Origin of the sequence: Acidovorax sp. JHL-9 (assembly GCF_000426205.1) — a bacterium.
GTDB lineage: Bacteria > Pseudomonadota > Gammaproteobacteria > Burkholderiales > Burkholderiaceae_C > Acidovorax > Acidovorax soli.
In genome coordinates this window covers 241476-266549 of the sequence record NZ_AUEX01000001.1, presented here as the reverse complement: position 1 = coordinate 266549, position 25074 = coordinate 241476, and the positions used below count along the sequence as shown (strand labels likewise).

The window sequence follows — 25074 nt, the reverse complement described above, 5'->3', positions numbered from 1 at the left end:
GAAAAGAGCTTAGCGGATGCCGGTGAGCTTGTGCGTCTGCAGGCTCAGGCGCCAGGCCGGGCGGGCCAGGCAGGCGTCAATGCAGGCAGCGGTGTTCTGGCGCTGCAGCAGGCCGTCCATGGGCTGCAGAAAGCGGTGGGTGAAATGCGTGTCCTGCTCCAGCGCCTGCAGGTCAAACCCCGGCTGGGGCCAGACGAGTTTCAGTTCCTGCCCGCTGCGCTGCACCCAGGGCGCACCCGCCTTGGGGCTGATGCACAGCCAGTCGATGCCTTCGGGGGCGACCACGGTGCCGTTGCTTTCGACCGCGATGCGGAACTGCCGCGCATGCAGTGCGTCGATGAGTTCGCTGTCCACCTGCAGCAGGGGCTCGCCGCCCGTCAGCACGACCAGGCGGTGGCCCGCGCCTGCGGGCCATTGGGCGGCAATCAGCTCGGCCAGTGCGGTGGCCGTCTCGAACTTGCCACCCAGCGTGCCATCGGTGCCCACAAAGTCGGTATCGCAGAACTGGCAGACGGCCTGCGTGCGGTCCTGCTCACGGCCCGTCCAGAGGTTGCAGCCGGCAAAGCGGCAGAACACGGCGGGCGTGCCCGCCTGGCCGCCTTCGCCTTGCAGGGTGTAGAAGATTTCCTTGACGCTGTAAGTCATCGTGGCACCGGTGGGACGAGGAGCGTGGGCGCGGCCGGGGCTGCAACCTCGGGGTAATCACGGCTGTAGTGCAGGCCCCGGCTTTCGCGGCGCAGCTGGGCGCTTTGCACGATCAGGTCGGCCACCTGCACCAGGTTGCGCAGCTCCAGCAGGTCACGCGTGACATGGAAGTGCGCGTAGAACTCCTGGATCTCCCCCTGCAGCATGGCGATGCGGTGGGCGGCGCGTTCCAGCCGTTTGTTGGTGCGCACGATGCCCACGTAGTCCCACATGAAGCGGCGCAGCTCATCCCAGTTGTGCGAGATGACGACGGACTCATCGGCGTCGGTCACGCGGCTGTCGTCCCATGCGGGCACGGTGGGCAGTTCGGCCGTGGGTGCCGCTGCAATGGCCTGCGCGGCCGCGCGTGCAAACACCATGCATTCGAGCAGCGAGTTGCTGGCCAGGCGGTTGGCGCCATGCAGGCCGGTGCAGGCGACCTCGCCCACGGCATGCAGGCCCGGCAGGTCGGTGCGGCCGGCCAGGTCGGTCAGTACGCCCCCGCAGGTGAAGTGCGCTGTGGGCACCACGGGGATGGGTTCCCTGGTGATGTCGATACCCAGCGATGCGCAGTGCGCCAGGATGTTGGGGAAATGCTCCTGCAAAAACGCGGGGCTCTGGTGCGAGATGTCGAGGTGCACGCAATCGAGGCCGTGCTTTTTCATCTCGAAGTCGATGGCGCGGGCCACCACGTCGCGCGGGGCCAGCTCGGCACGCGGGTCGTGGTCCAGCATGAAGCGCGTGCCACCCGCCGAGGGGGGCAGCAGCAGCCTGCCACCTTCACCGCGCACGGCCTCGCTGATGAGGAAGGATTTTTCGTGCGGGTGGTACAGGCCCGTGGGGTGGAACTGGATGAACTCCATGTTCGCCACGCGGCAGCCCGCACGCCAGGCGGCGGCAATGCCGTCGCCGGTGGCGGTGTCGGGGTTGGTGGTGTACAGGTAGACCTTGCCCGCGCCGCCCGTGGCCAGGATGGTCTGTGGTGCGCGGAAAGTGACGACATCGTCCGTGCCGCTGTCCAGCGCATACAGGCCCAGGCAGCGGTTGCCGGGCAGGCCGAGCTTGCGCGTGGTGATCAGGTCCACCAGCGTGTGCTGCTCGAACAGGGTGATGCCGGGCGTGGCGCGCACCACGTCGATCAGCGTGCGCTGCACGGCGGCACCGGTGGCGTCGGTCACATGCGCAATGCGGCGCGCGCTGTGGCCGCCCTCGCGCGTGAGGTGCAGCTGGTCGCCTTCGAGCGTGAAGGGCACGCCCAGGCGGCGCAGCCAGGCAATGGATTCGGGCGCGTTCTCCACCACGAAGCGGGTGGTGGCCAGGTCGCACAGGCCCGCGCCGGCCACCAGCGTGTCTTCGATGTGGGCGGCAAAGCTGTCGTCGTCGGCCAGCACGGCGGCAATGCCGCCCTGGGCCCAGCCGCTGGAGCCGTCCTGCAGCTGGCGCTTGGTGATGACGGCCACGCGGTGCGTGGGCGCCAGGTGCAGGGCCGCCGAAAGACCGGCGAGGCCGCTGCCTACGATGAGTACGTCAAAGTCGTGGGATTGCATGGGGGTTTTCTGGGGTCTGCCAGGCCACGGGTGGCGTCCCCCTGGGGGGAAGGCGCGAAGCGGTGCAGGGAGGTCATGCCGGTGTATAGGCCAGCCGGACGTAAATGGGGGCAAAGGCCTCGGCCTGGGTGATCTCGATCAGGGTCTCCTTGGCCAGCTCCAGCAGGGCGATGAAGGTCACCACCAGCACGGTGCTGCCGTTGGCGGGCTCGAACAGTTCTTCAAACTCGACAAAGCGGCGCCCCTGCAGGGTTCTGAGCACCATGCTCATGTACTCGCGCACGCTCAGTTCTTCGCGGGTGATCTTGTGGTGCTGCACCAGCCGGGCGCGCTTGAGGATGTCGTGCCAGGCTTCCTGCAGATCCACCACATGCACATCCGGAAAGCGCGGTTGCATGCTTTGCTCGATGTACACCTGCGCCTTCACAAAGTCGCGCCCGTATTGCGGCAGTTGCGCGAGGCGCATGGCCGCCGTCTTCATCTGCTCGTATTCGAGCAGGCGGCGCACCAGCTCGGCGCGCGGGTCTTCGGCCTCTTCACTGCCTTCCTGCTTCTTGGGTGGCAGCAGCATGCGCGACTTGATCTCGATGAGCATGGCCGCCATCAGCAGGTATTCGGCGGCCAGCTCCAGGTTGCGGCTGCGGATCTCGTCCACATAGACCAGGTACTGGCGGGTGAGGCCGGCCATGGGAATGTCGAGGATGTTGAAGTTCTGCTTGCGGATCAGGTACAGCAGCAGATCGAGCGGGCCTTCAAAGGCCTCGAGGAAGACTTCGAGCGCGTCGGGCGGGATGTACAGGTCTTGCGGCAGCGCAAACAGCGGCTCGCCATACAGGCGGGCCAGCGCCACCTGGTCCACCACGTCGGGCATGGCGCCCGGTGCGACGGCAGTGGCTTCTGCGGGACTGGCGCTGTGCATGAATTGCGATGCAATCAATAGCATCTCGCGCTTGATGGCAAAGCGCTAGAAGCCATTGTGATGCTCAATCCGCGTTGGTCTGGTAGACGTAGGGCTTTTGCGCCACCTGGGCTTCGCGGTACTCGCCCCAGATCTTGCGGTCCACCTGCTTGTCCCACAGCAGGGCACGGCCGGCAAGCTGCTGTGCATCGAGCTCGGGCTTTTGCTCCTTGAGCTGGTTGATGAACTGGGTGGCTTCGGACTGGTAGTCGGGGCGGCGGAAAATGGACATGGACTGATAACCTCTCTTCTTTGATTTTACCGGGAGCCTTTCATGCCCTTTCATTTCAGTGCCCTGGCCGTTGCGGCGGCGGCCCTCGGCCTGGCGGCCCTCGGCCTGGCGGCCCTTGCCGGATGCGATGCACAGCGCATCAGTGAACTGCAGCCCGGTGTCTCCACCGAGGCCGACGTGCGCGACCGCTTCGGCGCACCCGAAACCATCTGGGACGAGGCCGATGGCGCACGCACCCTCGAATACAACCGCCAGCCCGCCGGCCAGATCAATTACATGATCACCGTGGGCGCCGACGGCCGGCTGGTGGCCGTGCGCCAGGTGCTCACGCCCGAGAACTTTGCCCGCATCACCCCCGGCATGGACATGGCGCTGGTGCGCCGCAGCCTGGGCAAGCCGGCCAAGGTCACGCCGTACCGGTTAAGCGGTGAAACCCACCACGACTGGCGCTTTGCCGAGCCGCCCAATATTCCCAAGGTGTTTACGGTGGTGACCAAGGATGGCAGCACGGTGCTGCGTACGATGGTGGGGCCGGATATGGATGCGCCGGAGAACAAGGGCGGGCGTTGAGTTTTTGGTGTTTTTTGGTTCTCGTGTTTATTTTGTAAGCGTTGGTTTGGTGGTGTGCTTTGGCTGAGCGCCTGTTCACAATCTCGCAGGAGATCGTAAACAGGCGCTCAAGGCGCAATTTTCCGCTGCGGCGCTCTCGCCACCGCCGGCGGCCAGCGCGCACTCGGGCGTGTCGCGGTCGATCAAGGCGACCGACTGGCCGGCACGCAGGCACTCCAGTGCGGTGACGATACCGGCCAGCCCGCTGCCGACGATCACCACATCATGGTGCTGCGCCCGCATGGTGTGTCTCCGTTTGGCCCTTGTGGCGGGCCTCGGTGCCGGCCGCCTGCGCCGCATTCTGCTCGGCCAGCCGGGCGCTGAAGCCCGATCGCTCCATCAGCGAGCGCGGCTGCTCTTGCGCATCCAGAACGCTCAGCACGCCGCCGCGCTGGCCCACGGCCTTGAGGATCTGTTCCAGGCCTTCGAGGCCGGTGGTGTCGAGTGCGAACAGGTTGCGTGCGTCCAGCAGCACTTCGGGGCCGTCGGGGCCGGCTTCGATGGCCTGCACGATGGGGTCGATCTTGGCCGCCGCGCCAAAGAACAGCGCGCCGTGCAGGCGCCAGACCATGCGGGGGCGGGGGCCAGCCTCCAGGGCGAGGCCATCGGTACCAGGGGTGGGCGCGGACTCGGGTTCGGCGCGGAACAGCGCGCTCATGCGCCGCACAAACAGCACGCAGGCCAGCCCCAGCCCCACCTCCACGGCCACCGTGAGGTCAAACACCACGGTGAGGAAAAACGTGCCCAGCATCAGCAGCCGGTAGTGGTTGCTGAAATGCCGCAGGCGCACGAACTCGTGCCATTCGCCCATGTTCCACGACACATGCAGCAGGATGCCGGCCAGCACCGCCAGCGGAATATGCAGCGCCAGCGGCGCGGCCACCAGCACGATCACCGCCAGCGTGGCTGCATGCACCATGCCGGCAATGGGGCTGCTGGCGCCCGCCCGCAGGTTGGTGACGGTGCGGGCAATGGTGCCGGTGGCCGGCATGCCGCCGAAGAACGGCACCACGAAATTGGCCACGCCCTGGGCCATGAGTTCCTGGTTGGGGTCGTGCTTGCGGTAGTGCGGGTCAGTGGCCACCTGGTCGGCCACGCGCGCGCACAGCAGCGATTCGATGGCACCCAGCAGCGCAATGGTGACGGTGGGCGTGACCAGCAGGCGCACCGTGTCCCACGAAAAATCGGGCAGCGCAAAGGCCGGGGGCTGCTGCGGAATGCCACCGAACCGGGTGCCGATGGTCTCCACCGGCATCTCCAGCCAGTGCGCCAGCGCCGTGAGCGTGACCAGCGCCACCACGGGCGCCGGGATGCGGGCAAAGCGGCGCACGGTGTGGCCCTCGGCCACGCGCAGCACCGGTGAGCCGTGCGCGAACAGGCGCGGCCACACCAACAGCCCGCCCAGGCAGGCAGCGCCCAGCGCCAGCGCGTAGGGGTTGATGCTGCCCATGTGCAGGGCCAGCGTGTGCACCTGCGAGAAGAAGTTGCCGGGCATCTTGTCGATGGCCAGCCCCAGCCAGTCCTTGAGCTGCGACAGCGCAATCAGCACCGCGATGCCGTTGGTGAAACCGATGACGATGCTCACCGGCACGAAGCGCACCAGGCTGCCCAGCTTGAACATCCCGAGCAGGAACAGCAGCACACCCGCACAGGCCGTGGAGATCAGCAGGTTGGCCACGCCGTAACGCTCGACGATGCCATAGACGATGACGATGAAGGCGCCGGCCGGACCGCCGATCTGCACGTTGGTGCCGCCCAGCAGCGCAATCAGAAAGCCGCCGATGATGGCCGTCCACAACCCGGCTTCGGGCTTGAGCCCGCTGGCGATCGCAAACGCCATGGCCAGCGGCAGCGCCACGATGCCCACGGTAACACCCGCACCCAGGTCGGCCAGCCAGCGGCTGCGGCTGTAACCGCGCAGGGCATCGAGCAGGCGGGGGCGAAAGGCAGGCGAGAAACGCATGGATGGACAGGGCGCGGGTGGCCAGCGAAGGCAAAAGCCGGTGGCCCAGTGTAGTGAGCCGGGAACAAAGCACAACCGCGGCGGTCCTGCCCTGCTGGCGCGTGTTTTCTGTTGATGCTATATAACTGATAGCATGATGCGATTTTTGTATCAGCGATGCAGGCATTTTTGGCCCAAGATGCCTGGCGGGCTTTGCTGGCGCAGCGGTCAGCCGCTCCATGGCCTGGCGCGTTGCTTGCTTGCACTCCTCTCGTGAACTCTTCCATGCCTGACACCTCCCCTTCGCCTTCCTCCCTGCGCCACGGCACGTTCGAAGACGTGCAGGCACTGTTTGCCGGCACGCTGTTCGTGGCCATGGCGCTCATGCTGTTCAACCAGGCAGGTCTGCTGGTGGGGGGCACGGCGGGGGTGGCATTCTTGCTGCACTACGTCACGGGCATCTCGTTTGGCAAACTGTTCTTTGTGGTGAACCTGCCGTTTTACTGGTTCGCCTGGACGCGCATGGGGCGCGAATTCACGATCAAGACCTTTGTCTGCGTGGCCCTGCTGTCGCTGCTGACCGAGCTGTTCCCGCATGTAATGCATGTGGACTACCTGAACCCGTTGTTCGCATCGTTGCTGGGCGGGCTGCTGCTGGGCACGGGCTGTCTGTTTCTGGCGCGCCACCGCTCCAGCCTGGGTGGGGCCACGGTGGTGTCGCTGTACCTGCAAAGCCGCTACGGCATGCGCGCCGGCAAGGTGCAGATGATGATCGACGGCACCGTGGTGCTGCTGGCGCTGTTCGTCGTGCCGGTGGAGCGGGTGGCGTATTCGGTGCTGGCGGTGCTGGTAATGAGCGGTTTTTTGTGGATCAGCCACCGGCCGGGGCGCTATACCGGGGAGTGAGCGGGGGCGGATTTGACTGGGGCAGTGGGTCCGGCAGAGCGGGCAGTGCGGATTGCGCGCCGGGCGCCGGGCGGATGGATTCCCTGATCTGGATGCCGCTGTTGTCTGCCGCTGCCCCGTCACTGGACATGGCATCGACGGCCATTCCTACGCCCTTGCCCACCACCTTGGCGGTGCCCACCGCAGCATCTGCTGCCAGGCCCACGGCGGTGGCCGTGACGCCGACGGCCGTGGTGGTCACTGCCACCACCGTGCAGCCGGCCAGCAACTGCGGCAGCAGCAAGGTGCCCACCAAGGCACAGGCCAGACTGCGCACCAGTCGGGCCGCTTTCAGCGCACGCGATGCCGGGCTTTGCACCCGGCCAATGGAGCGTGTAGATGCCGAAGGAATGGCTGTGCTCTGGATGGTGCTCATGGCCGCTTCTTCATGACCAGAGCATACAGCGCTTGCGCCGCTACCGACAGGCTTTCGTCCCGCCGCCGCACCAGATAGATCTGCCGCGTGAGGCCTGGCAACGACAGCGGCCGCGTGACCAGGCCCGGCTGCTCGAAATGAAACAGTGTGAGCGCAGGCACCACGCTGATGCCCAGTCCCGCGCGCACCATGCCCATCACGGTGGCCAGCTGCTCGACCTCCATCAACGTGTGCATGGCCTGCGGGTGCAGTGCGGCCTCCAGGTACTGGCGCACGCTGCTGGTGCGCGCGAGGTGGACGAACGGCCAGGCCGCCAAGTCCTGTGCGGTGATGGCTTTGCGCTGGCGGGACAGCGGGTGGTCGCTGGGGCACACCAGGTAGAAGTCGTCGCTGCAAAAGGGGGCGGCCTGCAGCGCCGGGGTGTCGGCGCGGATGGCGGCGAGCGCGAAGTCGGCATGGCCGCTCGCTACGCGGTCGATGCAGGGCTCGGACAGCACATCGGCAATGTCGATCTCGATGCCCGGGTGCGCAGCGCTGTACTGCGCCAGCACGCCCGGCAGCCAGCCCGCCGCCAGAGAAGGCAGCAACGCCACGGCCACGCGACCGCGCTGCAGGGTGGCGGTATCGCGCACGGCAGACAGCGCGTTGGTGATCTCGGCACGGATGCGGCGGGCCGAATCCAGAAAGTTCTGCCCCTCGGGCGTCAGGTCCACATGCCGCGTGCTGCGGTCGAACAGGCGCAGGCCCAGGTCATCTTCCAGTGCGCGGATGAGGGCGCTGAACGCGGGCTGCGACAAATGGCACAGCGCCGCTGCGCGTGTGAAGCTGCGCTGCGCGGCCAACGTGATGAAGGCGTCCAGCTGGCGACTGGAGAGGTGGGGGGTGCTCATGGTTGGTGCCGTGGCCGGTACATCGGTTGTCCATCGATTTATCTGAAATTCAGATGGATTCATCGTAACAATCGATTTCACAGAATACCGCAGTTTCTCTACATTGGCCCCAGGAGACAACAAACCCATGGCGAACAACACCCATCTGCTGGTTGGCTGCGCCGCCGGCTTTTCGGGCGACCGCACCGACGCTGCTGCGCCCGTGGTGCAGGCGCTCATTGCCAGCGGCCAGCCCTCGGTGCTCATCTTCGAGACCCTGGCCGAGCGCACGCTGGCCCTGGCCCAGCTGGCCCGTCGCACTGACCCTGACGCGGGTTACGAACCCCTGCTGGTCGATCTGCTGCGCCCCGTGCTGGCGCCATGCCTGGCACACGGCGTGCGCATCGTCAGCAACTTTGGCGCAGCCAACCCGCATGGTGCCGCACGCCGCATCCACGCGTTGGCGGCCGAGCTGGGCCTGCGCCGCCCGCGCATTGCCGTGCTGCAAGGCGACGACCTGAGCGGCCCCGAGCACCGCGAACTGCTGCAAGGCGCGTTGGGCGATGCCATGCCCACCGACACCATCGTCAGCGCCAACGCCTACATCGGCGCGCAGGCCATTGCCGATGCGTTGCGCGCGGGCGCCGACATCGTGGTCTGCGGCCGGGTGGCCGACCCGTCCCTGGTGCTGGGCCCGGCGCTGGCGCATTACGGCTGGGCGCTGGACGACTGGGACCGCCTTGCCCGCGCCACCATGGCAGGCCACCTGCTGGAATGCGGAGCGCAGGTCACGGGCGGCTACTTTGCCGACCCCGGCTACAAGGACGTGCCGGGTCTGGCCCAGCTGGGTTACCCCATTGCCGAGATCGATGCCGACGGCCACTGCACCATCACCAAACCCCCCGGTACCGGTGGCCGCATCGACGAGCGCACGGTGAAGGAGCAACTGCTGTACGAGCTGCACGACCCGGCGGCGTACCTCACGCCCGATGTGGTGGCCGACATTACGCAGGCATGTGTCTCGGCCGCAGCTCCTGACACCGTGCGACTGGAAGGCGTGCGAGGCCACGCGCGGCCGGCCACGCTCAAAGTCAATGTGTGCTTTGAATCGGGCTGGTTTGCCGAAGGCGAAATCTCCTACGCCGGCCCGCGCGCCGAAGCCCGAGCCCGCCTGGCGGGCGAGGTGCTGCGCGAGCGCGTGAGCGGTCTCGGCCCGCTGCGCATCGACCTGATTGGCGTGACCAGCGTCTTTGGCGACGACAACAGCCGCTGGCTCGATGTGCCCGCCAACGGTAGCGAAGATGCCCGCGATGTACGCCTGCGCGTGGCCCTGCAGCACCGCGACCACGCCAGCGCCCAGCGCCTGGTGCGCGAGGTGACCGCGCTCTACACCTGCGGCCCCGCGGGTGGCGGTGGCGTGCGCACCGCCATGCGCCCACGCCTGGGCACGGTGTCGTGCCTGGTGCCGCGCGATGCCGTTGCCGTGCGCTTTGAGATGGTGGATTGAGGATTCAGGCCATGACAACAACAGACCACACCATGACCGTTCCTTTGTATCGACTGGCCCACAGCCGCACGGGCGACAAAGGCAACCGCTCCAACATCAGCGTCATCGCCTGGCACCCCGCGCTGTGGGAGGTGCTGGTCGATCAGGTCACCGAGGCCGCCGTGGCCCGCCAGTTTGCGCAGCGCCGCCCGCGCCAGGTCACGCGCTACCTGTTGCCTCGGTTGCAGGCCATGAACCTCGTGCTCGACGACGTGCTCGACGGTGGCGTGAACGACGCGCTCAACCTCGACAGCCACGGCAAGGCGCTGAGCTACCTGCTGCTGGACCTGTCCGTCACCGTGCCCGCGCACCTGGCGCCGTACTTCGGTGGCCCCACCGTGTAAGCCCTCCGGTTTTTTCCCCTTCCTTTCCCATCCATACCAACACAAGGAGACAACATGACCCATCCATCTCCCCGCGCGGGCTGCCGTCGCGCTCTGCTCGCCACAGCCGCCGCGCTGGCGCTCGGCACATTGCATGCCCCCACTGCTTTCGCCCAGGCTGCTGGCGCCTACCCTTCGAAGGCCATCACTTTTGTCGTTCCCTTTGCCGCAGGCAGCGCCACCGACCAGCTGGCCCGCGCGCTGGGCCAGTCCATCACCAACGACACCAAGCAGCCCGTGGTCATCGACAACAAGGCGGGCGCCAGCGGCATGATTGCTGCGTCTGCCGTGGCCAAGGCGGCGGCCGATGGCTACAGCGTGCTCATCACCACCAACACCACGCATGCGGCCAACGAGCACCTGTACAAGAAGCTCTCGTACGACCCGGTGAAGGACTTTGCCCCCGTCACCGGCCTGGGCAAGGGCGGGCAAGTGCTGGTGGTCAATGCCAGCGCGCCGTACAAAAACGTGGGCGAGCTGCTGGCCTTTGCCAGGAAGAACCCCGGCAAGCTCAGCTTTGGCAGCGGCAGTTCGTCCAGCCGCATGGCGGGCGAAATGCTCAAGCAGCTGGCCAGCGTGGACATCCTGCATGTGCCCTACAAGAGCAACCCGCTGGCCATCACCGACCTGCTGGGCGGGCAGATCGACCTGATGATCACCGACACCTCCACCGGCGTGCCGCAGGTCAAGGCGGGCAAGCTGCGTGCGCTGGGTTATTCCACGCAAAGGCGCAGCGCGCAATTGCCCGACGTGCCCACGCTCGACGAGGCGGGCGTGAAGGGCTACGACATGGGCTACTGGTTTGCGGCCTACGTGCCAGCAGGCACGCCCGCGCCGGTGGTGGCGCGCCTCAATGAGCTGCTGGGCGCTGCCACCAAAAGCGCGGCGGCCAAGAGCTTCTTCGACAACGCGGGCTCCGAGGCGTGGACGACCACGCCTGATGAACTGGCCAGGTTCCAGGCCGCCGAAACCCAGAAATGGGGCAAGGTGATCAAGGCCGCGGGCATCGAGGCCGAATAAGCCACTTGCCCGGCGCACGCTGAACTGCGCGCCGGGCTCCGTAGCTTCCTTCCACTTTTTTCACACCGCCTGCCGTTCATCGGCAGGTGTGGGCGAAGCCTCGCCCGCGTGCTGCGCCAAAGACGCCGCCACCTTCCCCCAGAGCCGCCAAAGCGGCCACAACCACCCACCCAAGGAGACAATATGAGACCTCTTCATGCATTCGGAAAAATCACGCTGACCGCCGCCACTGCTGCGGCCCTCGCTGCCTGCGGAGGCAGCAGCAACAGTGACGCAGCCAAGGGCCCGACCTTCAAGCTGGAGATCACCGCCACCGAAGCCTTCCCCGGCACCTACGGTGATGTGGGCGAATACGAGCGCGTGACGGGTACGCTCAGCGGCGAGGTGGACCCCAAGGATCCCAAGAACGCCACCATCCAGGACCTGGCGCTTGCGCCCACCAATGCCAATGGCATGGTCGAGTACAAGGCCGATTTCCTCATGCTCAAGCCCAAGAACATGGCCAAGGCCAGCGGCGTGCTGCGCTACGACGCGCCCAACCGCGGCAACATCCTCACGCTGCTCAACCCCACGGCCTCGCCCAGCGATGCGGTGTACCTGGAGCGGGGGTACGTGATGCTGTACTCGGCCTGGCAGGGCGACGTGCCCAAGAGCACACCTGCGCGCCTCACGGTGAGCGTGCCCGTGGCCAAGAACAAGGACGGCAGCAGCATCACCGGTCCCTACCGTGCCGAGCTGGTGCCTGCTGCGGCCAGCCCCGCGATGACGCTGCCCGGCGGCGTGTTCAATGGCTCCATGATTCCGTACGAACCCGCCAGCCTGGACAACGCGCAGCCCGGCTACTCGCTCACCCGCCGCGCCAACGAGACGGATGCGCGCATCCCTGTGCCCGCGAGCGACTGGAAGTTCGCCACTTGCGACACGGGCACCAACGCCTTCCCCGGCACGGCCAGTCCCACCAGCGTGTGCCTCAAGGGCGGGTTCGACCCCGCCTACCTGTATGAACTGGTCTACGTCGCCAAGGACCCGAAAGTGATGGGCGTGGGCCTGGCTGCACTACGCGACACGGTGAGCTTCTTCCGCAGCAAGGCGGCGGACTCGGCGGGCACCCCCAACCCGCTCGCAGGCCGCATCCAGTACACGCTGGGGCAGGGCACTTCGCAGTCGGGCAACGCGATGAAGACCTTTTTGCACCTGGGCTTCAACCAGGCGCTGGATGGGGGCAAGGTGTTCGACGGCATGTACGCCCACGTGGCCGCGCGGCAGACCCACATCAACACCCGCTTTGCCGTGCCCGGCGGTGGTGGTGGCCTGCGCACCGACCACACGGCCTTTGGCCAGACCGCGCCGCGTGGGCTGGACAAGGACTACATGGACGACATCAGTGGCCGCCAGGGTGGCGTGATGAAGCGCTGCGCCGCCACCAACACCTGCCCCAAGTTCTTCCTGGGCCTGTCGGGCACCGAGTTCTGGCAGCTGCAGGGCTCGCCCGTGCTGACCGATGCCAACGGTACCAGGGATCTGGCCCAGCCCGAGAATGCGCGCATCTACTACTACGCCAGCACCCAGCACGGCGGGGCAGGGGGCACGGCCAGCATCGGCTACGCGCCCACGCGCGCCACCTACCCCACGGGCACGGTGGTGCACTTCAATGACACGTTCCGCGCGCTGTTCCTGAACCTGGAAGACTGGGTGGTGCGTGGCACGCTGCCGCCCGACAGCCAGGTGCCCAAGCTGGCCGACGGCACGCTGGTGCGGCCGGAGGCGCTGGCGTTCCCGGCCATGAAGGGCCTGACCTGGGCGGTGGGTGGGGCGCAGACCGCGATCCCGGACTTCACCTACCGGGGCCTGTACAACAACTTCCCGCTGTTCGACTTTGGCCCACAGTACATCCCGCAGGACGAATCGGGCATCGCCACGATCCTGCCTCCGCGCAACCTGGGCCGCGACTACGCGATCCTGGTGCCGCAGGTGGATGCGTCCACCGGCCTGACCCGCGCAGGCATCCGCAGCGTGGAAGCCCGCGCCCCGCTGGGTACCAGTATTGAATTCAATTACGTGGCCACGCCTGGCATCACCGACCTGGCCAACCTCACGGGCAGCTTCATCCCCTTCCACAAGACGCGCGCGGCGCGCCTGGCGGCGGGTGATGCGCGGCCCTCGCTGGAGGAGCTGTATGGCACGCAAGAGGGCTACGTGGCGGCCGTGACCGAAGCGGCCAATGTGCTGGTGGCGCAGCGTCTGCTGCTGCAGCGCGATGCGAATTTGCAGATCGCCCGAGCCAAGGCCCAGGTCGTATTGCCCTGAAGGCCGGGCGCGCGCTGTGGCGTCGGGGTGTGCACCCTGCGGCGGGCACGAGGCCGTGGGCATGCCTCGCTGAGGCTTGTGTTCCGGCCGCACAACCTGGGCAGAAGCCGCTGCGTTTGTGCGGGGTTGAGCCTGCATGAAGGGCGCGGGCGCCATGTTGCCGCCCGTGCGCGCCCCCAAGGAGGCGTGTCCGGGATCGCCGTGCCCGGTTCCGGGGTGCCCGTGTCAGCGCACGCGCATGCCAGGCATGGCGCCGGGCCAGGGGTTGAGCACGTAGATGCCGGGGTTGGCTTTTTCGTCGCCATGGCTGGCGGCCAGCACCATGCCTTCCGACACGCCAAACTTCATCTTGCGCGGCGCCAGGTTGGCCACCATCACGGTGTGCTTGCCGATCAGGTCGGCGGGCTGGTAGGCGCTGGCAATGCCGCTGAAGACATTGCGCGTGACGGGATTGCCCTGCGGGTCAGTGCCTTCGCCCACGTCCAGCGTCAGGCGCAGCAGCTTGGTCGAGCCCTCCACGGCCTCGCAGTTCACGATCAGCGCAATGCGCAGGTCGATCTTCGTGAAGTCGTCGATGGTGATGGTGGGGGCCAGCTCCTCGCCGCCGGGGGCTGCGGTTTCAATCGTTGCCTGTGCTGGAGGATCAAACAATGCTTCCAGCTGCTTGGCATCCACGCGCTGCATCAGGTGCTTGTACTCGCCGATCCCATGGCCCTTGCCCAGCATGGTGGCGGCGTCGGCAAAGGAGAACGGCGGCACCTTGAGGAAGGCCTCGACCTGCGCGGCCAGCGCGGGCAGCACGGGCTTGAGCAGGATGGTGAGCAGGCGGAAGGCCTCGATGCAGGTGGTGCACACGTCCTGCAGGCGGCCTTCCATGCCCTCCTGCTTGGCCAGCTCCCAGGGCTTGTTCTGGTCCACGTAGGCGTTGACGCGATCGGTCAGCAGCATGGTCTCGCGCAGGGCCTTGCCATATTCGCGCTCGGCCAGCAGCTCAATGATGGAGGGCGCCACGGTGCGCAAGTGGTCCAGCAGCGCATCGCCGTCGGCCGACACCTCGCCGAGCTGGCCGCCAAAGCGCTTGGCGATGAAGCCGGCCGCCCGGCTGGCGATGTTGATGTACTTGCCGATCAGGTCGCTGTTGACGCGGGCCATGAAGTCGTCGGCGTTGAAGTCGATGTCCTCGTTGCGGCTGCTGAGCTTGGTAGCCAGGTAGTAGCGCAGCCATTCGGCGTTCATGCCCAGGCCCAGGTACTTGAGCGGATCGAGGCCGGTACCGCGGCTCTTGCTCATCTTCTCGCCGTTGTTCACCGTGAGGAAGCCGTGCACGAACACCGAGTCGGGCACCTTGCGGCCGCTGAACTTCAGCGTGGCGGGCCAGAACAGGGTGTGGAAGGTGACGATGTCCTTGCCGATGAAGTGGTACTGCTCCAGCGCCGGGTCGGCCATGTAGGCCTCGTAGTCCTGGCCGCGTTTTTCGAGCAGGTTCTTCAGCGAGGCCAGATACCCGATGGGGGCGTCGAGCCACACGTAGAAATACTTGCCTGGCGCGTCGGGGATCTCGATGCCGAAATAGGGCGCGTCGCGCGAGATGTCCCAGTCGCCCAGGCCCTCGCTGGTCGTGCCGTCGGGGTTGGTGCGCACGGTGAACCATTCGCGCACCTTGTTGGCCACTTCGGGTTGCAGGCGGCCGTTTTGCGTCCAGTCTTCCAGAAAGGCCACGCAGCGCGGGTCGGACAGCTTGAAGAAGAAATGCTCCGAGCTTTTGAGCACCGGCTTGGCGCCCGACAGTGCCGAGTAGGGGTTGATCAGGTCAGTGGGCGCATACACCGCGCCGCAGACCTCGCAGTTGTCGCCGTACTGGTCCTTGGCGTGGCACTTGGGGCATTCGCCCTTGATGAAGCGGTCGGGCAGGAACATGTTCTTCTCGGGGTCGAAGAACTGCTCGATGGTGCGCGTCTCGATCAGGCCGTTGGCCTTGAGGTCGCGGTAGATATCTTGCGCGAGCTGGTGGTTTTCGGGCGCGTCGGTGCTGTGCCAGTTGTCGAATTCGATGTGAAAACCGTCCAGGTACTGCTGGCGGCCGGCGGCAATGTCGGCCACGAACTGCTGCGGTGTCTTGCCGGCTTTTTCGGCCGCGATCATGATGGGCGCGCCGTGGGTGTCGTCGGCACCGACGAAATTGACCGCGTTGCCCAGCAGCCGCTGCGTGCGCACCCAGATGTCGGCCTGGATGTATTCCATGATGTGGCCGATGTGGAAGTTGCCGTTGGCATACGGCAGGGCGGTGGTGACGAAGAGTTTGCGTGCAGAGGACGTCATGGAAGCGGCTTTCTCGGGCGGAACCCGCAATTTTAGGCGCTCTGCGGTGGGGATGCAGACCCGGCGTCAGGTGTATGGCCGGTTGCGCAGTTCGGCGCCCGTGTCCTTCCAGCCAAAGAAGTGGCATACCTCGGCCCGCCGGGCCAGGGTGTCCTTGCGGCCCAGGGCCATCAGTTCCTGGGTGTAGCCCCGTTCGAACAGCAGGTAGCTGGCCAGCGCCGCGCCGCGCACATCGGCCATGTTCGGTGTCACGCCCAGTGCGCCCAGCATGGCGCGCACGGGGCCGGGCAGGTCGCCCACATGGCGGGCCGCTATGGCGTCGAGCCGCTGCGAGGGGGCGATCACCAGCAGCTCGATGGGGCGCAGCGCACTGTGGGAGCGTTTGTCCTCGGAGATGAGCGACAGCGTCTGGTTGATGCGTTTGACCCGCTCCACATCGACCGACAGCGCATCCAGAAAGATATTGGACAGCGCATGCCCGGCAATCTGCGCCAGCGAGGGGTAGCCGGGCGAGGGCGTGGCGGCGCTGTCGCCCCGGGGCTCGTGCATGCGGCCTGCGCCGATGACCAGCACGCGCTCGGCCCCCAGGTGGATCGCCGCGGCGATGGGGGCCGACTGGCGCATGGAGCCGTCGCCAAAGTATTCGGTGTGGCCATCGATGGCGAGGCCCTTGGCCGGAAAGACGAAGGGAATGGCCGAAGACGCCAGCAGGTGCTCGTGCGTGATGCGGGCGCGCACCGCCTTGCGCTGCGAGCGCACCCAGGGCTGTTCACCGTCGGCCACCTCGAAAAAAGTGACATGCTCGCCCGAGCTGTAGCTCGATGCCGTGACCGCCAGTGCCGTGAGGTGACCTTTGTGCATCAGCCGGGGCAGGCGCATGAGTGGCACCATCTTGCCCAGCAGTTTTTCGAGCGGCGCATTGTCCAGCAGCGAGCGCGGGCGCAGGCGGCGCCAGCGGGCCAGCGCCCAGCCCAGCGACACCAGGGTGAGCCAGCGGGCACCGCTGCGCATCACGCTGAACGGATCTGCACCGTATACCTGGCCCGCGTGGAACTGGCGCCACACGCGGGCGATGCGGCGCACGGTACGGTCGAAATCATCGGCGCCGCAGGCCAGCGCGGCGGCGTTGATGGCCCCCGCCGAGGTGCCCGTGATGATGGGGAACGGATTGGGCTGGCGGCTGGCGCCGCAGGCGTGGCGCAGGTCGGCAATGGCTTCGAGCACGCCCATCTGGTACGCGGCCCGTGCACCGCCCCCGGTGAGGAGCAGGCCTGTGCGGGGCGATGGGGTGGCGGTCGGCATGGTGCGGCGGGCCAGCCTCTCAGGCCTTGGTCTTGGTGAGCAGCAGCGCGGCCAGGGCGGCGTCCTGCACGATGGTGATGCCGTTGTCGCGCGCATACAGCCGGGCGTTGTCGCTCAGGCCGCCCTGCGCCAGCACATACAGGCCCGTGGGTGCGCCGCGCTGGTCCATGGCGGCGCGCAGTTCGCGCAGTGGCTCCACGCCATGGGTGGCGGCCTTCCAGCGGCGGGCGCTGGCCAGCGTGGTGCTGCCGTTCTTCGCCAGGCAGAAATCGGCAGCACCGTTGCCCGGCAGGCGCTCCACGGTGTAGCCCGCGCGCGTCCAGGCGGCCGCGAGCGCCTGGGCAAAGTCACGCCAGGGCATGCGGGCCGCTGCATCGAGCATTCCGGTCAGGTGCGCGGGGTTGGGTGCGCGCAGCTGCTTCCAGGCCGCCATGCAGCCCACCACGAAGATGGGAAATCCGGCCAGCGCACCCACCACGAAATACTCCCTGGGCAGCAGCGCACCTGCCGCCAGGACGATGACGCCCACCACCACGAAGCTGACCCACCACGGCGAGCGCAGCAGCATGGCAAACAGGGATTTCTCGGCCATCTTGAATTTCACGGAGGTCCTTTTCTTTCGGTTTCACGGGGTGCCGGCTGTGGCAGGGCGTGCGCATTGTCCTTCAGACAACGGGGGAACAGCGCTTGGATAGACTACCGGCCTCTTCTGGAGTTTATTGAATGGCAGTCACCGAACAGGGCCTCTTGGCCGCACTTTCCAGCGTGCTGGACCCCCACACGGCCCAGGATTTCGTCAGCACCCGCGCCCTGCGCAATGTGCAGATCACCGGCGGCGATGTGGCCTTTGATGTGGAGCTGGGCTACCCCGCCAAGAGCCTGGTGCCCGAGCTGCGCCGCAGCCTGGTGGCCGCCGCCAAGGGCGTGGCCGGGGTTGAAAACGTGTCGGTCAACATCACCACCAAAGTGGTGGCCCATGCGGTGCAGCGCGGTGTGCAGCTGCTGCCGCAGGTCAAGAACATCATTGCCGTGGCTTCGGGCAAGGGCGGCGTGGGCAAGAGCACCACGGCCGCCAACCTGGCCCTGGCCCTGGCCGCCGAGGGCGCCAGCGTGGGCGTGCTCGACGCCGACATCTACGGCCCCAGCCAGCCCATGATGCTGGGCATCAACCGCCGCCCCGAAAGCGACGATGGCAAGACCATGGAGCCGCTCGAAAACTACGGCGTGCAGGTCATGTCCATCGGCTTCCTGGTAGACCAGGATGAGGCCATGATCTGGCGCGGCCCCATGGCCACGCAGGCGCTGGAGCAGCTGCTGCGGCAGACCAACTGGAAAAACCTCGACTACCTCATCATCGACATGCCCCCCGGCACCGGCGACATCCAGCTCACGCTCTCCCAGCGCGTGCCCATGACGGGCGCCGTGATCGTGACCACGCCGCAGGACATCGCGCTGCTCGATGCCAAGAAGGGCATCAAGATGTTCGAGAAGGTGGGTGTGCCCATCCTGGGCATCGTCGAGAACATGGCCGTGCATGTGTGCAGCAACTGCGGCCAGGTCGAGCACATCTTTGGCGCCGATGGCGGCAAGAAGATGGCGGCCGAGTACGGTATGGACTATCTGGGCGCGCTGCCACTCGACATGAGCATCCGCCTGCAGGCCGACAGCGGCAAGCCCACCGTGGTGGCCGATCCCGACGGCGACGTGGCCAGGATCTACAAGCAGGTGGCGCGCGACGTGGCGGTGAAGATCGCCCGGCAGGCGAAAGACTTCTCCAGCAAGTTCCCCACCATCTCGGTCAGCAAGAACACCTGATCCGCCAGGGTGCATCAGTAGGGATTGGCCGGCAGCAAGCTGCCGTTCACCACGCCCACCGACTGGTAGACGGGAAAGCCCGACCAGTCGGTCAGGTTGATCGATGCAGCGGAATTGGCAAGCTTGCGAATCACCACCGATGACGTGGGCACTTCCAGGGGCCTGCCCGCAGCGCACACGGTCGGCCCCTGGGTGACATTGATGAAGTACACCGCGCTTTCCGTAGTGGTGGAGATATTGGTCACCCGCCTGCCGCTGTAGGTGGAGTCAGGGTTGCGCTGCACCAGCAGGGCGGCTTCCACGCCAATGCCGATGCCCCGGGCTGTGTTGTTGCCCAGCACGCCGCCAGGGCAGCCAAATTCTTGCAGGCCCGCACCGGGGTACGTGCCGATCAGCCGGGAGACAAAGGTGACCAGGCGGCCCATGCGATCGCGTGAATCCAGGTGCGAATCGGTGATGGTATTGGCCAGCGCCGGCGGTGCGATGAAGCCGCCCACCGTGCTCAAGGGGTTGGGGTCCAGCGTCACGTAGCTGTTGTAAGGGTTGCTCAGCGCTTGCGTGGAGGTGACGGTGCCATTGAGCGCGGCAAAGTCAAACCCGCCCAGCACGGCCAGTCCCGCACTGGTGCCACCAATGGGCACGTTCTTTTGCATCAGGCCGTTCAAGGTCGCCTCCAGCGCCTGGCCTTTCCAGTAGCGGATGTAGTTGGCCTGGTCACCGCCGGCAATCCACACTGCATTGGCCCGGGCCAGCACGGTGTTGACAAAAGGGTCGTTGGCCGCCGCGATGCTGGGAATCACCAGCGTTTCGACCGAACTCAGGCCCAGCGAAGCCCCGCCAACCCAGCCGTCCCGGACCACGGAGTCCATGGCCGACTTGCGGCCGCTGTAGTAGATGTAAGGGTTGTAGCCGTCATCGCCCGAGGCACGGATCACCACAAGGCGGCCACCAGTGCCCGGCGCCACCCCGGCGCGCTGGATCATCCACCGAAAGGCATCGTCCACATCGGGCCCACCGCCCATCAGTACATACGACGGGTGGGGTTGTGACTGGCTGACCGTGGGCACCACATCGGGGTTGCCCTCGGCGTAGTACTCATAAGCCGTTTTGACTGGCTTGGCCTGCGCGGCGCCGAAGCTTGCGCCGAACACCAGGGTCAGCAGGGTGAGGGCGAGCTTGCACCAGGACGCACTGCGCCGCGAAGCGGCCTTCTGCAACGGGAATCGAGCCATGGCATCTTCCTGTCAAAAGTGTGAGAAACCCACTCTACGGTGCCGGGGCATGTTTATTGTTAGTTGATGTCATTGTTGTGACTATATGTTTCATGTGGCTATGATCTGTGGCCTGTCCCGGTACCCTGCCATCCATTTTGAAATTCTGAAAGATGGGGCCCCTTTGCCGAGGCCTGCTCAACCGAGACAACACCCATGCAGCCATCACCTGTTCCGCCTGCCGTAGCCTCGGTCGCAACGCTCGCCACCTCCGACGACCTGCGCGCCAGCCTTCGTCGCGCCAGCCAGCTCAAGGGCCGCCAGCCTGAAGGCGCCGCGATGGCCGAGTTGACCGCTTTGCTGGGTGATCCGCCGGCCGAGGGCTTTCGGCGCGACCTGCTGATCGAACATCTGCACCGCCTCAACGACCACTTTGGCGTTCTGCACGACCGGCACCTGGTAGCGCTGGCCAAGCAGATGCATCTGCCCATGGCCGAGGTGTACGAGGTGGCCAGCTTCTACCACCACTTCGAGATCGTGCGCGGCGACCAGGCCCAGGCACCGCGCCTGGTGCTGCGCGTGTGCGACAGTCTGAGCTGCGGCATGGCCGGCGCGCGCGCGCTGCTGGCCGCGCTGCCCGAGCGCCTGCGTACGGCCGGGCAGGGCGATGTGCAGGTGCAGGCCGTGCCCTGCGTGGGCCGCTGCGAACAGGCGCCCGTGGCCGTGGTGCACCAGTGCCCGGTGCCACACGCCACGGTCGAGGGGGTGCTGGAAACCATCGATTGGAAGCCCGATCGGTCGGTAGCGATACATCCCTATGCACAAGGTGTTCTCCATTTTGATGTTGCAGCGCTGGCCGGGCACAGCGTGCCTGCGCAGCCAGAAGGCATCAGCCCTGCCCACGCCGACCTCGCCACCTACCGCGCCCATGGCGGCTATCAGACGGCTGCCGCGCTGGTCAACGGCGAGATGGACGCCGAGGCCGTGCTGGCAGCCATGGAAGACTCGGGCCTGCGCGGCCTGGGCGGCGCGGGTTTTCCAGCGGGACGTAAGTGGCGCATCGTGCGCGACCAGCCCGCGCCGCGCCTGATGGCCGTGAACATCGATGAAGGCGAACCCGGCACCTTCAAGGACCGCACTTACCTGGAGCGTGACCCGCACCGCTTTCTGGAGGGTGTGCTCATCGCCGCCCAGGTGGTGGGCACCGAGGCCATCTATATCTACCTGCGCGACGAGTACCACGGCTGTCGCGCGTTGCTGCAAGCCGCGCTGGATGACCTGCGTACCCAGCCCCCATGTCCGTTGCCGCACATCGAGCTGCGCCGGGGCGCGGGCGCCTACATCTGTGGCGAAGAGTCGGCCATGATCGAGAGCATCGAAGGCAAACGCGGCGAGCCGCGCATGCGACCACCCTACATCGCGCAGGTGGGCCTGTTCGGCCGGCCCACGCTGGAACACAACTTTGAGACGCTGTACTGGGTGCGCGACATCGTGGAGCGCGGGCCGGATTGGTTTGCCAGCTTTGGCCGCCACGGGCGCAAAGGGCTGCGGTCTTTCAGCGTGAGCGGGCGCGTGAAGCACCCGGGCGTCAAGCTCGCGCCGGCGGGCATCACGGTGCAGGAACTCATCGACGAATACTCCGGCGGCATGCTGGACGGCCACGAGCTCTACGCTTACCTGCCCGGCGGCGCCTCGGGCGGCATCCTGCCCGCCAGCCTGAACCACATCCCGCTGGACTTCGACACGCTGCAGCCCTACGGCTGCTTCATCGGCTCGGCCGCCGTCATCGTGCTCAGCCAGCACGACCGCGCGCGCGATGCGGCGCTGAACGTGATGCGCTTTTTTGAACACGAGAGCTGCGGGCAGTGCACACCCTGCCGGGTGGGCACCGCCAAGGCGGCCCAGTTGATGCAGGCGCCGCAGTGGGATGAGGAACTGCTGGATGACCTGGCGCAGGTGATGGGCGATGCGTCCATCTGCGGCCTCGGGCAGGCGGCGCCCAACCCCATCCGGTGCATACAGCGCTACTTTGCTCATGAGGTGCAAGCATGAACGGCAACAGCCCCGGCATCGACTTTGAGCTGGACGGTCACAGCGTTACCGCCCACCCCGGTGAAACCATTTTGAAAGCTGCGCAGCGCCATGGCGTGGAGATTCCGCACCTGTGCTACACCGACGGCCTGCGCCCCGACGGCAACTGCCGCGCCTGCGTGGTGGAGATTGCGGGCGAGCGCACGCTGGCGCCCAGCTGCTGCCGCGTGCCGACCGCAGGGATGAAGGTGCAGGCCGCCAGCCCGCGCGCCCGCAAGAGCCAGCAGATGGTGGTGGAAATGCTGCTGTCTGACATGCCGGACGTGGGCTACCAATGGAACGACAAAGGTATAGGTACTCCTGAATTGATAGCTGGAAGCGCATATTCTTCAAGCGCTACAGGCCAATCCGATTCAAAAACCGCCCCGACGGTAGGCCAGCATGGTGAGTTGAGCGAATGGGCGGATCGCCTGGGCGTCACCGTGCGCCCGGCGCTCCAGGCCCTGCGCCGCGAGCAACCCGCGCCGGACCTCAGCCACCCCGCGATGGCCGTCAACCTGGACGCCTGCATCCAGTGCAACCGCTGCGTGCGCGCCTGCCGCGAGGAGCAGGTCAACGACGTGATCGGCTACGCGCTGCGCGGGGCCCAGAGCAAGATCGTCTTCGACCTCGATGACCCCATGGCCGAGAGCACCTGCGTGGCCTGTGGCGAATGCGTGCAGGCCTGCCCCACGGGCGCGCTCAGTCCCAAGACGCACACTGGTTCGCAAAAGGTGGACCGCCAGGTCGATTCGGTCTGCCCGTTCTGCGGCGTGGGCTGCCTCATCACCTACAACGTGCGCGACGAAAAGATCATCAGCGTCGAAGGCCGCGACGGTCCGGCCAACCAGGGCCGCCTGTGCGTGAAAGGGCGCTTCGGTTTCGACTACGCCCACCACCCCGATCGCCTGACCATGCCGCTGATCCGCAAGCCCGGTGTGCCCAAGGAAGTGCGGCCCTACGGCGCGGACTGGCGCGACACCTTCCGCGAAGCGACGTGGGACGAGGCACTGGACCTGGCGGCGGGCCAGCTCCAACACCTGCGCGACACGCACGGCCCCAAGGCGCTGGCAGGCTTCGGCTCGGCCAAGGGCAGCAACGAAGAGGCCTACCTGTTCCAGAAGCTCGTGCGCATCGGCTTTGGCAGCAACAACGTGGACCATTGCACGCGGTTGTGCCATGCCTCCAGCGTGGCCGCGCTGCTCGAAGGCGTGGGTTCGGGCGCGGTGAGCAACCCGGTGAATGACGTGGAGCATGCCGGGCTGATCTTCGTGATCGGCTCCAACCCCACGGCCAACCACCCGGTGGCCGCCACCTGGATGAAGAACGCCGCCCTGCGCGGCGCCAAGATCGTGCTGGCCGACCCGCGCGTGACCGACATCGGCCGCCACGCCTGGCGCACGCTGCAGTTCAAGGCTGACACCGACGTGGCCATGCTCAACGCGCTGATCCACACAGTGATCGACGAGGGCCTGGTGGATGAGGCTTTTGTCCGTGACCGCACCACCGATTTCGAGGCGCTCAAGGCCCATGTGATGGGCTGCAGCCCCGAGGCCATGGCCCCGGTGTGCGGCATTCCGGCCGAGACGCTGCGCGAGGTGGCGCGTGCGTTTGCGCAGGCCAAGGCGTCGATGATTCTGTGGGGTATGGGCGTGAGCCAGCATGTGCACGGCACGGACAACGCGCGCTGCCTGATCGCGCTGTGCGCCGTCACCGGCCAGATCGGCAAGCCCGGCTCGGGCCTGCACCCGCTGCGCGGCCAGAACAACGTGCAGGGCGCGAGCGACGCGGGCCTCATCCCCATGATGTTCCCCAACTACCAGCGCGTGGACAACGCGGGGGCGCATGCCTGGTTCGAAGATTTCTGGGGTACCCCGCTGGACCAGACACCCGGCTACACGGTGGTCGAGATCATGCACAAGGCCCTGGCGCCCGACAGTGACCCGCACAAGGTGCGCGGCATGTACATCCTGGGCGAGAACCCCGCCATGAGCGACCCCGACCTGAACCACGCGCGCCACGCGCTGGCCAGCCTGCAGCACCTGGTGGTGCAGGACATCTTCCTGACCGAAACCGCCTGGCTGGCCGACGTGGTGCTGCCCGCCAGCGCCTGGCCCGAGAAGACCGGCACTGCCAGCAACACCGACCGCATGGTGCAGATGGGCCGCCGCGCACTCAACCCGCCGGGGGACGCACGTCCGGACCTGTGGATCATTCAGCAGATCGCCGCACGAATGGGGTTGGCGTGGAACTATGAAGGTGACGAGTCGGGCGTGGCCGCCGTTTACGACGAAATGCGCCAGGCCATGCACGCGAGCATCGAGGGCATCACCTGGGACCGGCTGGAACGCGAGTCCAGCGTGACCTACCCCTGCCTCGCACTCGACGACCCTGGCCAGCCCATCGTCTTCACCGAGAAATTCCCCACGCCCACGGGCCGCCTGCAATTGGTGCCTGCCAGCGTGATCCCCGCGGCCGAGAAGCCCGATGCCGACTACCCCCTGGTGCTCATCACGGGCCGCCAGCTGGAGCACTGGCACACCGGCAGCATGACGCGGCGCAGTACGGTGCTGGACGCTATCGAGCCCATGGCCACCGCGTCGCTGCATGGCGACGAACTGGCACGGCTGGGCGTGGCGCCCGGTGCGCTGGTGGGCATCCGCTCGCGGCGTGGCAGGGTGCAGGTGCGCGTGCGGCGCGACGACGGCACGCCGCGCGGCACGGTGTTCATGCCCTTTGCGTACGTGGAGGCAGCGGCCAACCTGCTGACCAACGCGGCGCTGGACCCGTTCGGCAAGATCCCCGAGTTCAAGTACTGCGCGGTGGCGGTAGAGGCCTTGCAGGCCACTGGCGGGCCTGCCTGACATCGCGCGATCTGTGCGCTGGCTGTGGGGCTTTGCAGGGCGCACTGGAGGCAAGGGGTGACTCCGGGGTACAGT

21 protein-coding genes are annotated in these 25074 nt (G+C 66.8%); 9 read left to right on the top strand and 12 right to left on the bottom strand.

Going from position 1 to position 25074, the window contains the following annotated elements; translation table 11 throughout:
• Positions 1-9: 9 nt before the first annotated feature.
• From queE to K225_RS0101145, 4 genes are all read right to left on the bottom strand, one after another.
• The gene (queE, locus tag K225_RS0101160) at positions 10-645 is read right to left on the bottom strand and encodes a 7-carboxy-7-deazaguanine synthase (RefSeq protein WP_026434695.1); all 636 of its coding nucleotides are present in this window, start codon (positions 643-645) and stop codon (positions 10-12) included.
• Positions 642-2231, bottom strand: coding sequence for an L-aspartate oxidase (nadB, locus tag K225_RS0101155; RefSeq protein WP_026434694.1), 1590 nt, complete (start codon positions 2229-2231; stop codon positions 642-644). The genes queE and nadB overlap by 4 nt, the downstream gene beginning before the upstream one ends.
• 73 nt (positions 2232-2304) lie before the next feature.
• Positions 2305-3150: a ScpA family protein gene (locus K225_RS0101150; protein WP_026434693.1), complete on the bottom strand. Its 846-nt coding sequence runs from the start codon at positions 3148-3150 to the stop codon at positions 2305-2307.
• A 64-nt stretch (positions 3151-3214) separates the two neighbouring features.
• A complete protein-coding gene (locus K225_RS0101145) occupies positions 3215-3421 on the bottom strand; it encodes a DUF3460 family protein (RefSeq protein ID WP_026434692.1) in 207 nt (68 codons plus the stop codon).
• A 42-nt stretch (positions 3422-3463) separates the two neighbouring features.
• On the opposite strand from K225_RS0101145, the gene K225_RS0101140 reads away from it, so the two are divergent.
• Positions 3464-3991: a hypothetical protein gene (locus tag K225_RS0101140; RefSeq protein ID WP_026434691.1), complete on the top strand. Its 528-nt coding sequence runs from the start codon at positions 3464-3466 to the stop codon at positions 3989-3991.
• A gap of 75 nt (positions 3992-4066) precedes the next feature.
• Here the strand turns inward: K225_RS0101140 and K225_RS22405 are convergent, their stop codons facing one another.
• Both K225_RS22405 and K225_RS20120 read right to left on the bottom strand, forming a co-directional pair.
• A complete protein-coding gene (locus tag K225_RS22405) occupies positions 4067-4273 on the bottom strand; it encodes an FAD-dependent oxidoreductase (protein WP_081679566.1) in 207 nt (68 codons plus the stop codon).
• A complete protein-coding gene (locus K225_RS20120; RefSeq protein WP_051248559.1) occupies positions 4254-5993 on the bottom strand; it encodes a SulP family inorganic anion transporter in 1740 nt (579 codons plus the stop codon). The genes K225_RS22405 and K225_RS20120 overlap by 20 nt, the downstream gene beginning before the upstream one ends.
• A gap of 264 nt (positions 5994-6257) precedes the next feature.
• Here K225_RS20120 and K225_RS0101130 point away from each other — a divergent pair, with 264 nt between their 5' ends.
• Positions 6258-6878 carry a YitT family protein gene (locus K225_RS0101130; RefSeq protein WP_026434690.1) on the top strand — a complete coding sequence of 207 codons (621 nt, stop codon included), beginning with the start codon at positions 6258-6260 and terminating at the stop codon, positions 6876-6878.
• On the opposite strand, the gene K225_RS20115 is transcribed toward K225_RS0101130, so the two are convergent.
• Positions 6844-7197, bottom strand: coding sequence for a hypothetical protein (locus tag K225_RS20115; protein WP_051248577.1), 354 nt, complete (start codon positions 7195-7197; stop codon positions 6844-6846). The two genes, K225_RS0101130 and K225_RS20115, sit on opposite strands and share 35 nt — an antisense overlap.
• Positions 7198-7289: 92 nt before the next feature.
• Complete coding sequence (locus K225_RS0101120; RefSeq protein ID WP_026434689.1) at positions 7290-8183, bottom strand: LysR family transcriptional regulator; 894 nt, start codon at positions 8181-8183, stop codon at positions 7290-7292.
• A gap of 127 nt (positions 8184-8310) precedes the next feature.
• On the opposite strand from K225_RS0101120, the gene K225_RS0101115 reads away from it, so the two are divergent.
• The 4 genes from K225_RS0101115 (at position 8311) to K225_RS0101100 (ending at position 13418) form a co-directional block, all read left to right on the top strand.
• On the top strand, positions 8311-9669 hold the full coding sequence (locus K225_RS0101115) for an acyclic terpene utilization AtuA family protein (RefSeq protein ID WP_026434688.1): 1359 nt from the start codon (positions 8311-8313) through the stop codon (positions 9667-9669).
• Between the two features lie 11 nt (positions 9670-9680).
• Positions 9681-10052 (top strand): hypothetical protein, encoded by a 372-nt coding sequence (locus K225_RS0101110; protein ID WP_026434687.1) that lies wholly within the window; start codon positions 9681-9683, stop codon positions 10050-10052.
• A 54-nt stretch (positions 10053-10106) separates the two neighbouring features.
• Positions 10107-11111, top strand: a complete 1005-nt coding sequence (locus K225_RS0101105) for a tripartite tricarboxylate transporter substrate binding protein (protein WP_026434686.1) — start codon at positions 10107-10109, stop codon at positions 11109-11111.
• Positions 11112-11294: 183 nt separating this feature from the next.
• A complete protein-coding gene (locus tag K225_RS0101100) occupies positions 11295-13418 on the top strand; it encodes an alpha/beta hydrolase domain-containing protein (RefSeq protein ID WP_051248557.1) in 2124 nt (707 codons plus the stop codon).
• Positions 13419-13643: 225 nt separating this feature from the next.
• Here K225_RS0101100 and metG read toward each other — a convergent pair whose 3' ends face one another.
• The 3 genes from metG to K225_RS0101085 all read right to left on the bottom strand — a co-directional run bounded on the left by metG (position 13644) and on the right by K225_RS0101085 (position 17643).
• Positions 13644-15737 carry a methionine--tRNA ligase gene (gene metG / locus K225_RS0101095; protein ID WP_026434684.1) on the bottom strand — a complete coding sequence of 698 codons (2094 nt, stop codon included), beginning with the start codon at positions 15735-15737 and terminating at the stop codon, positions 13644-13646.
• A gap of 66 nt (positions 15738-15803) precedes the next feature.
• The gene (locus tag K225_RS0101090; protein WP_026434683.1) at positions 15804-17039 is read right to left on the bottom strand and encodes a patatin-like phospholipase family protein; all 1236 of its coding nucleotides are present in this window, start codon (positions 17037-17039) and stop codon (positions 15804-15806) included.
• Positions 17040-17058: 19 nt separating this feature from the next.
• The gene (locus tag K225_RS0101085; RefSeq protein WP_238323156.1) at positions 17059-17643 is read right to left on the bottom strand and encodes a restriction endonuclease; all 585 of its coding nucleotides are present in this window, start codon (positions 17641-17643) and stop codon (positions 17059-17061) included.
• A gap of 119 nt (positions 17644-17762) precedes the next feature.
• Here K225_RS0101085 and apbC point away from each other — a divergent pair, with 119 nt between their 5' ends.
• A complete protein-coding gene (gene apbC / locus K225_RS0101080; protein WP_026434681.1) occupies positions 17763-18854 on the top strand; it encodes an iron-sulfur cluster carrier protein ApbC in 1092 nt (363 codons plus the stop codon).
• Between the two features lie 14 nt (positions 18855-18868).
• On the opposite strand, the gene K225_RS20110 is transcribed toward apbC, so the two are convergent.
• Positions 18869-20086, bottom strand: a complete 1218-nt coding sequence (locus tag K225_RS20110; protein WP_155885198.1) for a cyanophycinase — start codon at positions 20084-20086, stop codon at positions 18869-18871.
• Between the two features lie 195 nt (positions 20087-20281).
• Between K225_RS20110 and K225_RS0101070 the strand changes: the two genes are divergently transcribed.
• Complete coding sequence (locus K225_RS0101070; protein ID WP_026434680.1) at positions 20282-22117, top strand: NAD(P)H-dependent oxidoreductase subunit E; 1836 nt, start codon at positions 20282-20284, stop codon at positions 22115-22117.
• Positions 22114-24999 carry a formate dehydrogenase subunit alpha gene (gene fdhF, locus K225_RS0101065; RefSeq protein ID WP_026434679.1) on the top strand — a complete coding sequence of 962 codons (2886 nt, stop codon included), beginning with the start codon at positions 22114-22116 and terminating at the stop codon, positions 24997-24999. The genes K225_RS0101070 and fdhF overlap by 4 nt, the downstream gene beginning before the upstream one ends.
• The last annotated feature ends 75 nt before the right edge of the window (positions 25000-25074 follow it).

What these genes read in the sequence shown, in the direction of transcription:
- metG (WP_026434684.1), bottom strand. Translation starts at nt 15,737, where the DNA reads ATGACGTCCTCTGCACGCAAACTCTTCGTCACCACCGCCCTGCCGTAT.
- K225_RS0101110 (WP_026434687.1), top strand. Translation starts at nt 9,681, where the DNA reads ATGACAACAACAGACCACACCATGACCGTTCCTTTGTATCGACTGGCC.
- K225_RS0101145 (WP_026434692.1), bottom strand. Translation starts at nt 3,421, where the DNA reads ATGTCCATTTTCCGCCGCCCCGACTACCAGTCCGAAGCCACCCAGTTC.
- K225_RS0101090 (WP_026434683.1), bottom strand. Translation starts at nt 17,039, where the DNA reads ATGCCGACCGCCACCCCATCGCCCCGCACAGGCCTGCTCCTCACCGGG.
- K225_RS0101070 (WP_026434680.1), top strand. Translation starts at nt 20,282, where the DNA reads ATGCAGCCATCACCTGTTCCGCCTGCCGTAGCCTCGGTCGCAACGCTC.
- K225_RS0101120 (WP_026434689.1), bottom strand. Translation starts at nt 8,183, where the DNA reads ATGAGCACCCCCCACCTCTCCAGTCGCCAGCTGGACGCCTTCATCACG.
- K225_RS20110 (WP_155885198.1), bottom strand. Translation starts at nt 20,086, where the DNA reads ATGGCTCGATTCCCGTTGCAGAAGGCCGCTTCGCGGCGCAGTGCGTCC.
- K225_RS22405 (WP_081679566.1), bottom strand. Translation starts at nt 4,273, where the DNA reads ATGCGGGCGCAGCACCATGATGTGGTGATCGTCGGCAGCGGGCTGGCC.
- K225_RS0101105 (WP_026434686.1), top strand. Translation starts at nt 10,107, where the DNA reads ATGACCCATCCATCTCCCCGCGCGGGCTGCCGTCGCGCTCTGCTCGCC.
- fdhF (WP_026434679.1), top strand. Translation starts at nt 22,114, where the DNA reads ATGAACGGCAACAGCCCCGGCATCGACTTTGAGCTGGACGGTCACAGC.
- K225_RS0101140 (WP_026434691.1), top strand. Translation starts at nt 3,464, where the DNA reads ATGCCCTTTCATTTCAGTGCCCTGGCCGTTGCGGCGGCGGCCCTCGGC.
- K225_RS0101115 (WP_026434688.1), top strand. Translation starts at nt 8,311, where the DNA reads ATGGCGAACAACACCCATCTGCTGGTTGGCTGCGCCGCCGGCTTTTCG.
- K225_RS0101130 (WP_026434690.1), top strand. Translation starts at nt 6,258, where the DNA reads ATGCCTGACACCTCCCCTTCGCCTTCCTCCCTGCGCCACGGCACGTTC.
- K225_RS0101150 (WP_026434693.1), bottom strand. Translation starts at nt 3,150, where the DNA reads ATGCACAGCGCCAGTCCCGCAGAAGCCACTGCCGTCGCACCGGGCGCC.
- nadB (WP_026434694.1), bottom strand. Translation starts at nt 2,231, where the DNA reads ATGCAATCCCACGACTTTGACGTACTCATCGTAGGCAGCGGCCTCGCC.
- apbC (WP_026434681.1), top strand. Translation starts at nt 17,763, where the DNA reads ATGGCAGTCACCGAACAGGGCCTCTTGGCCGCACTTTCCAGCGTGCTG.
- K225_RS0101100 (WP_051248557.1), top strand. Translation starts at nt 11,295, where the DNA reads ATGAGACCTCTTCATGCATTCGGAAAAATCACGCTGACCGCCGCCACT.
- K225_RS20120 (WP_051248559.1), bottom strand. Translation starts at nt 5,993, where the DNA reads ATGCGTTTCTCGCCTGCCTTTCGCCCCCGCCTGCTCGATGCCCTGCGC.
- queE (WP_026434695.1), bottom strand. Translation starts at nt 645, where the DNA reads ATGACTTACAGCGTCAAGGAAATCTTCTACACCCTGCAAGGCGAAGGC.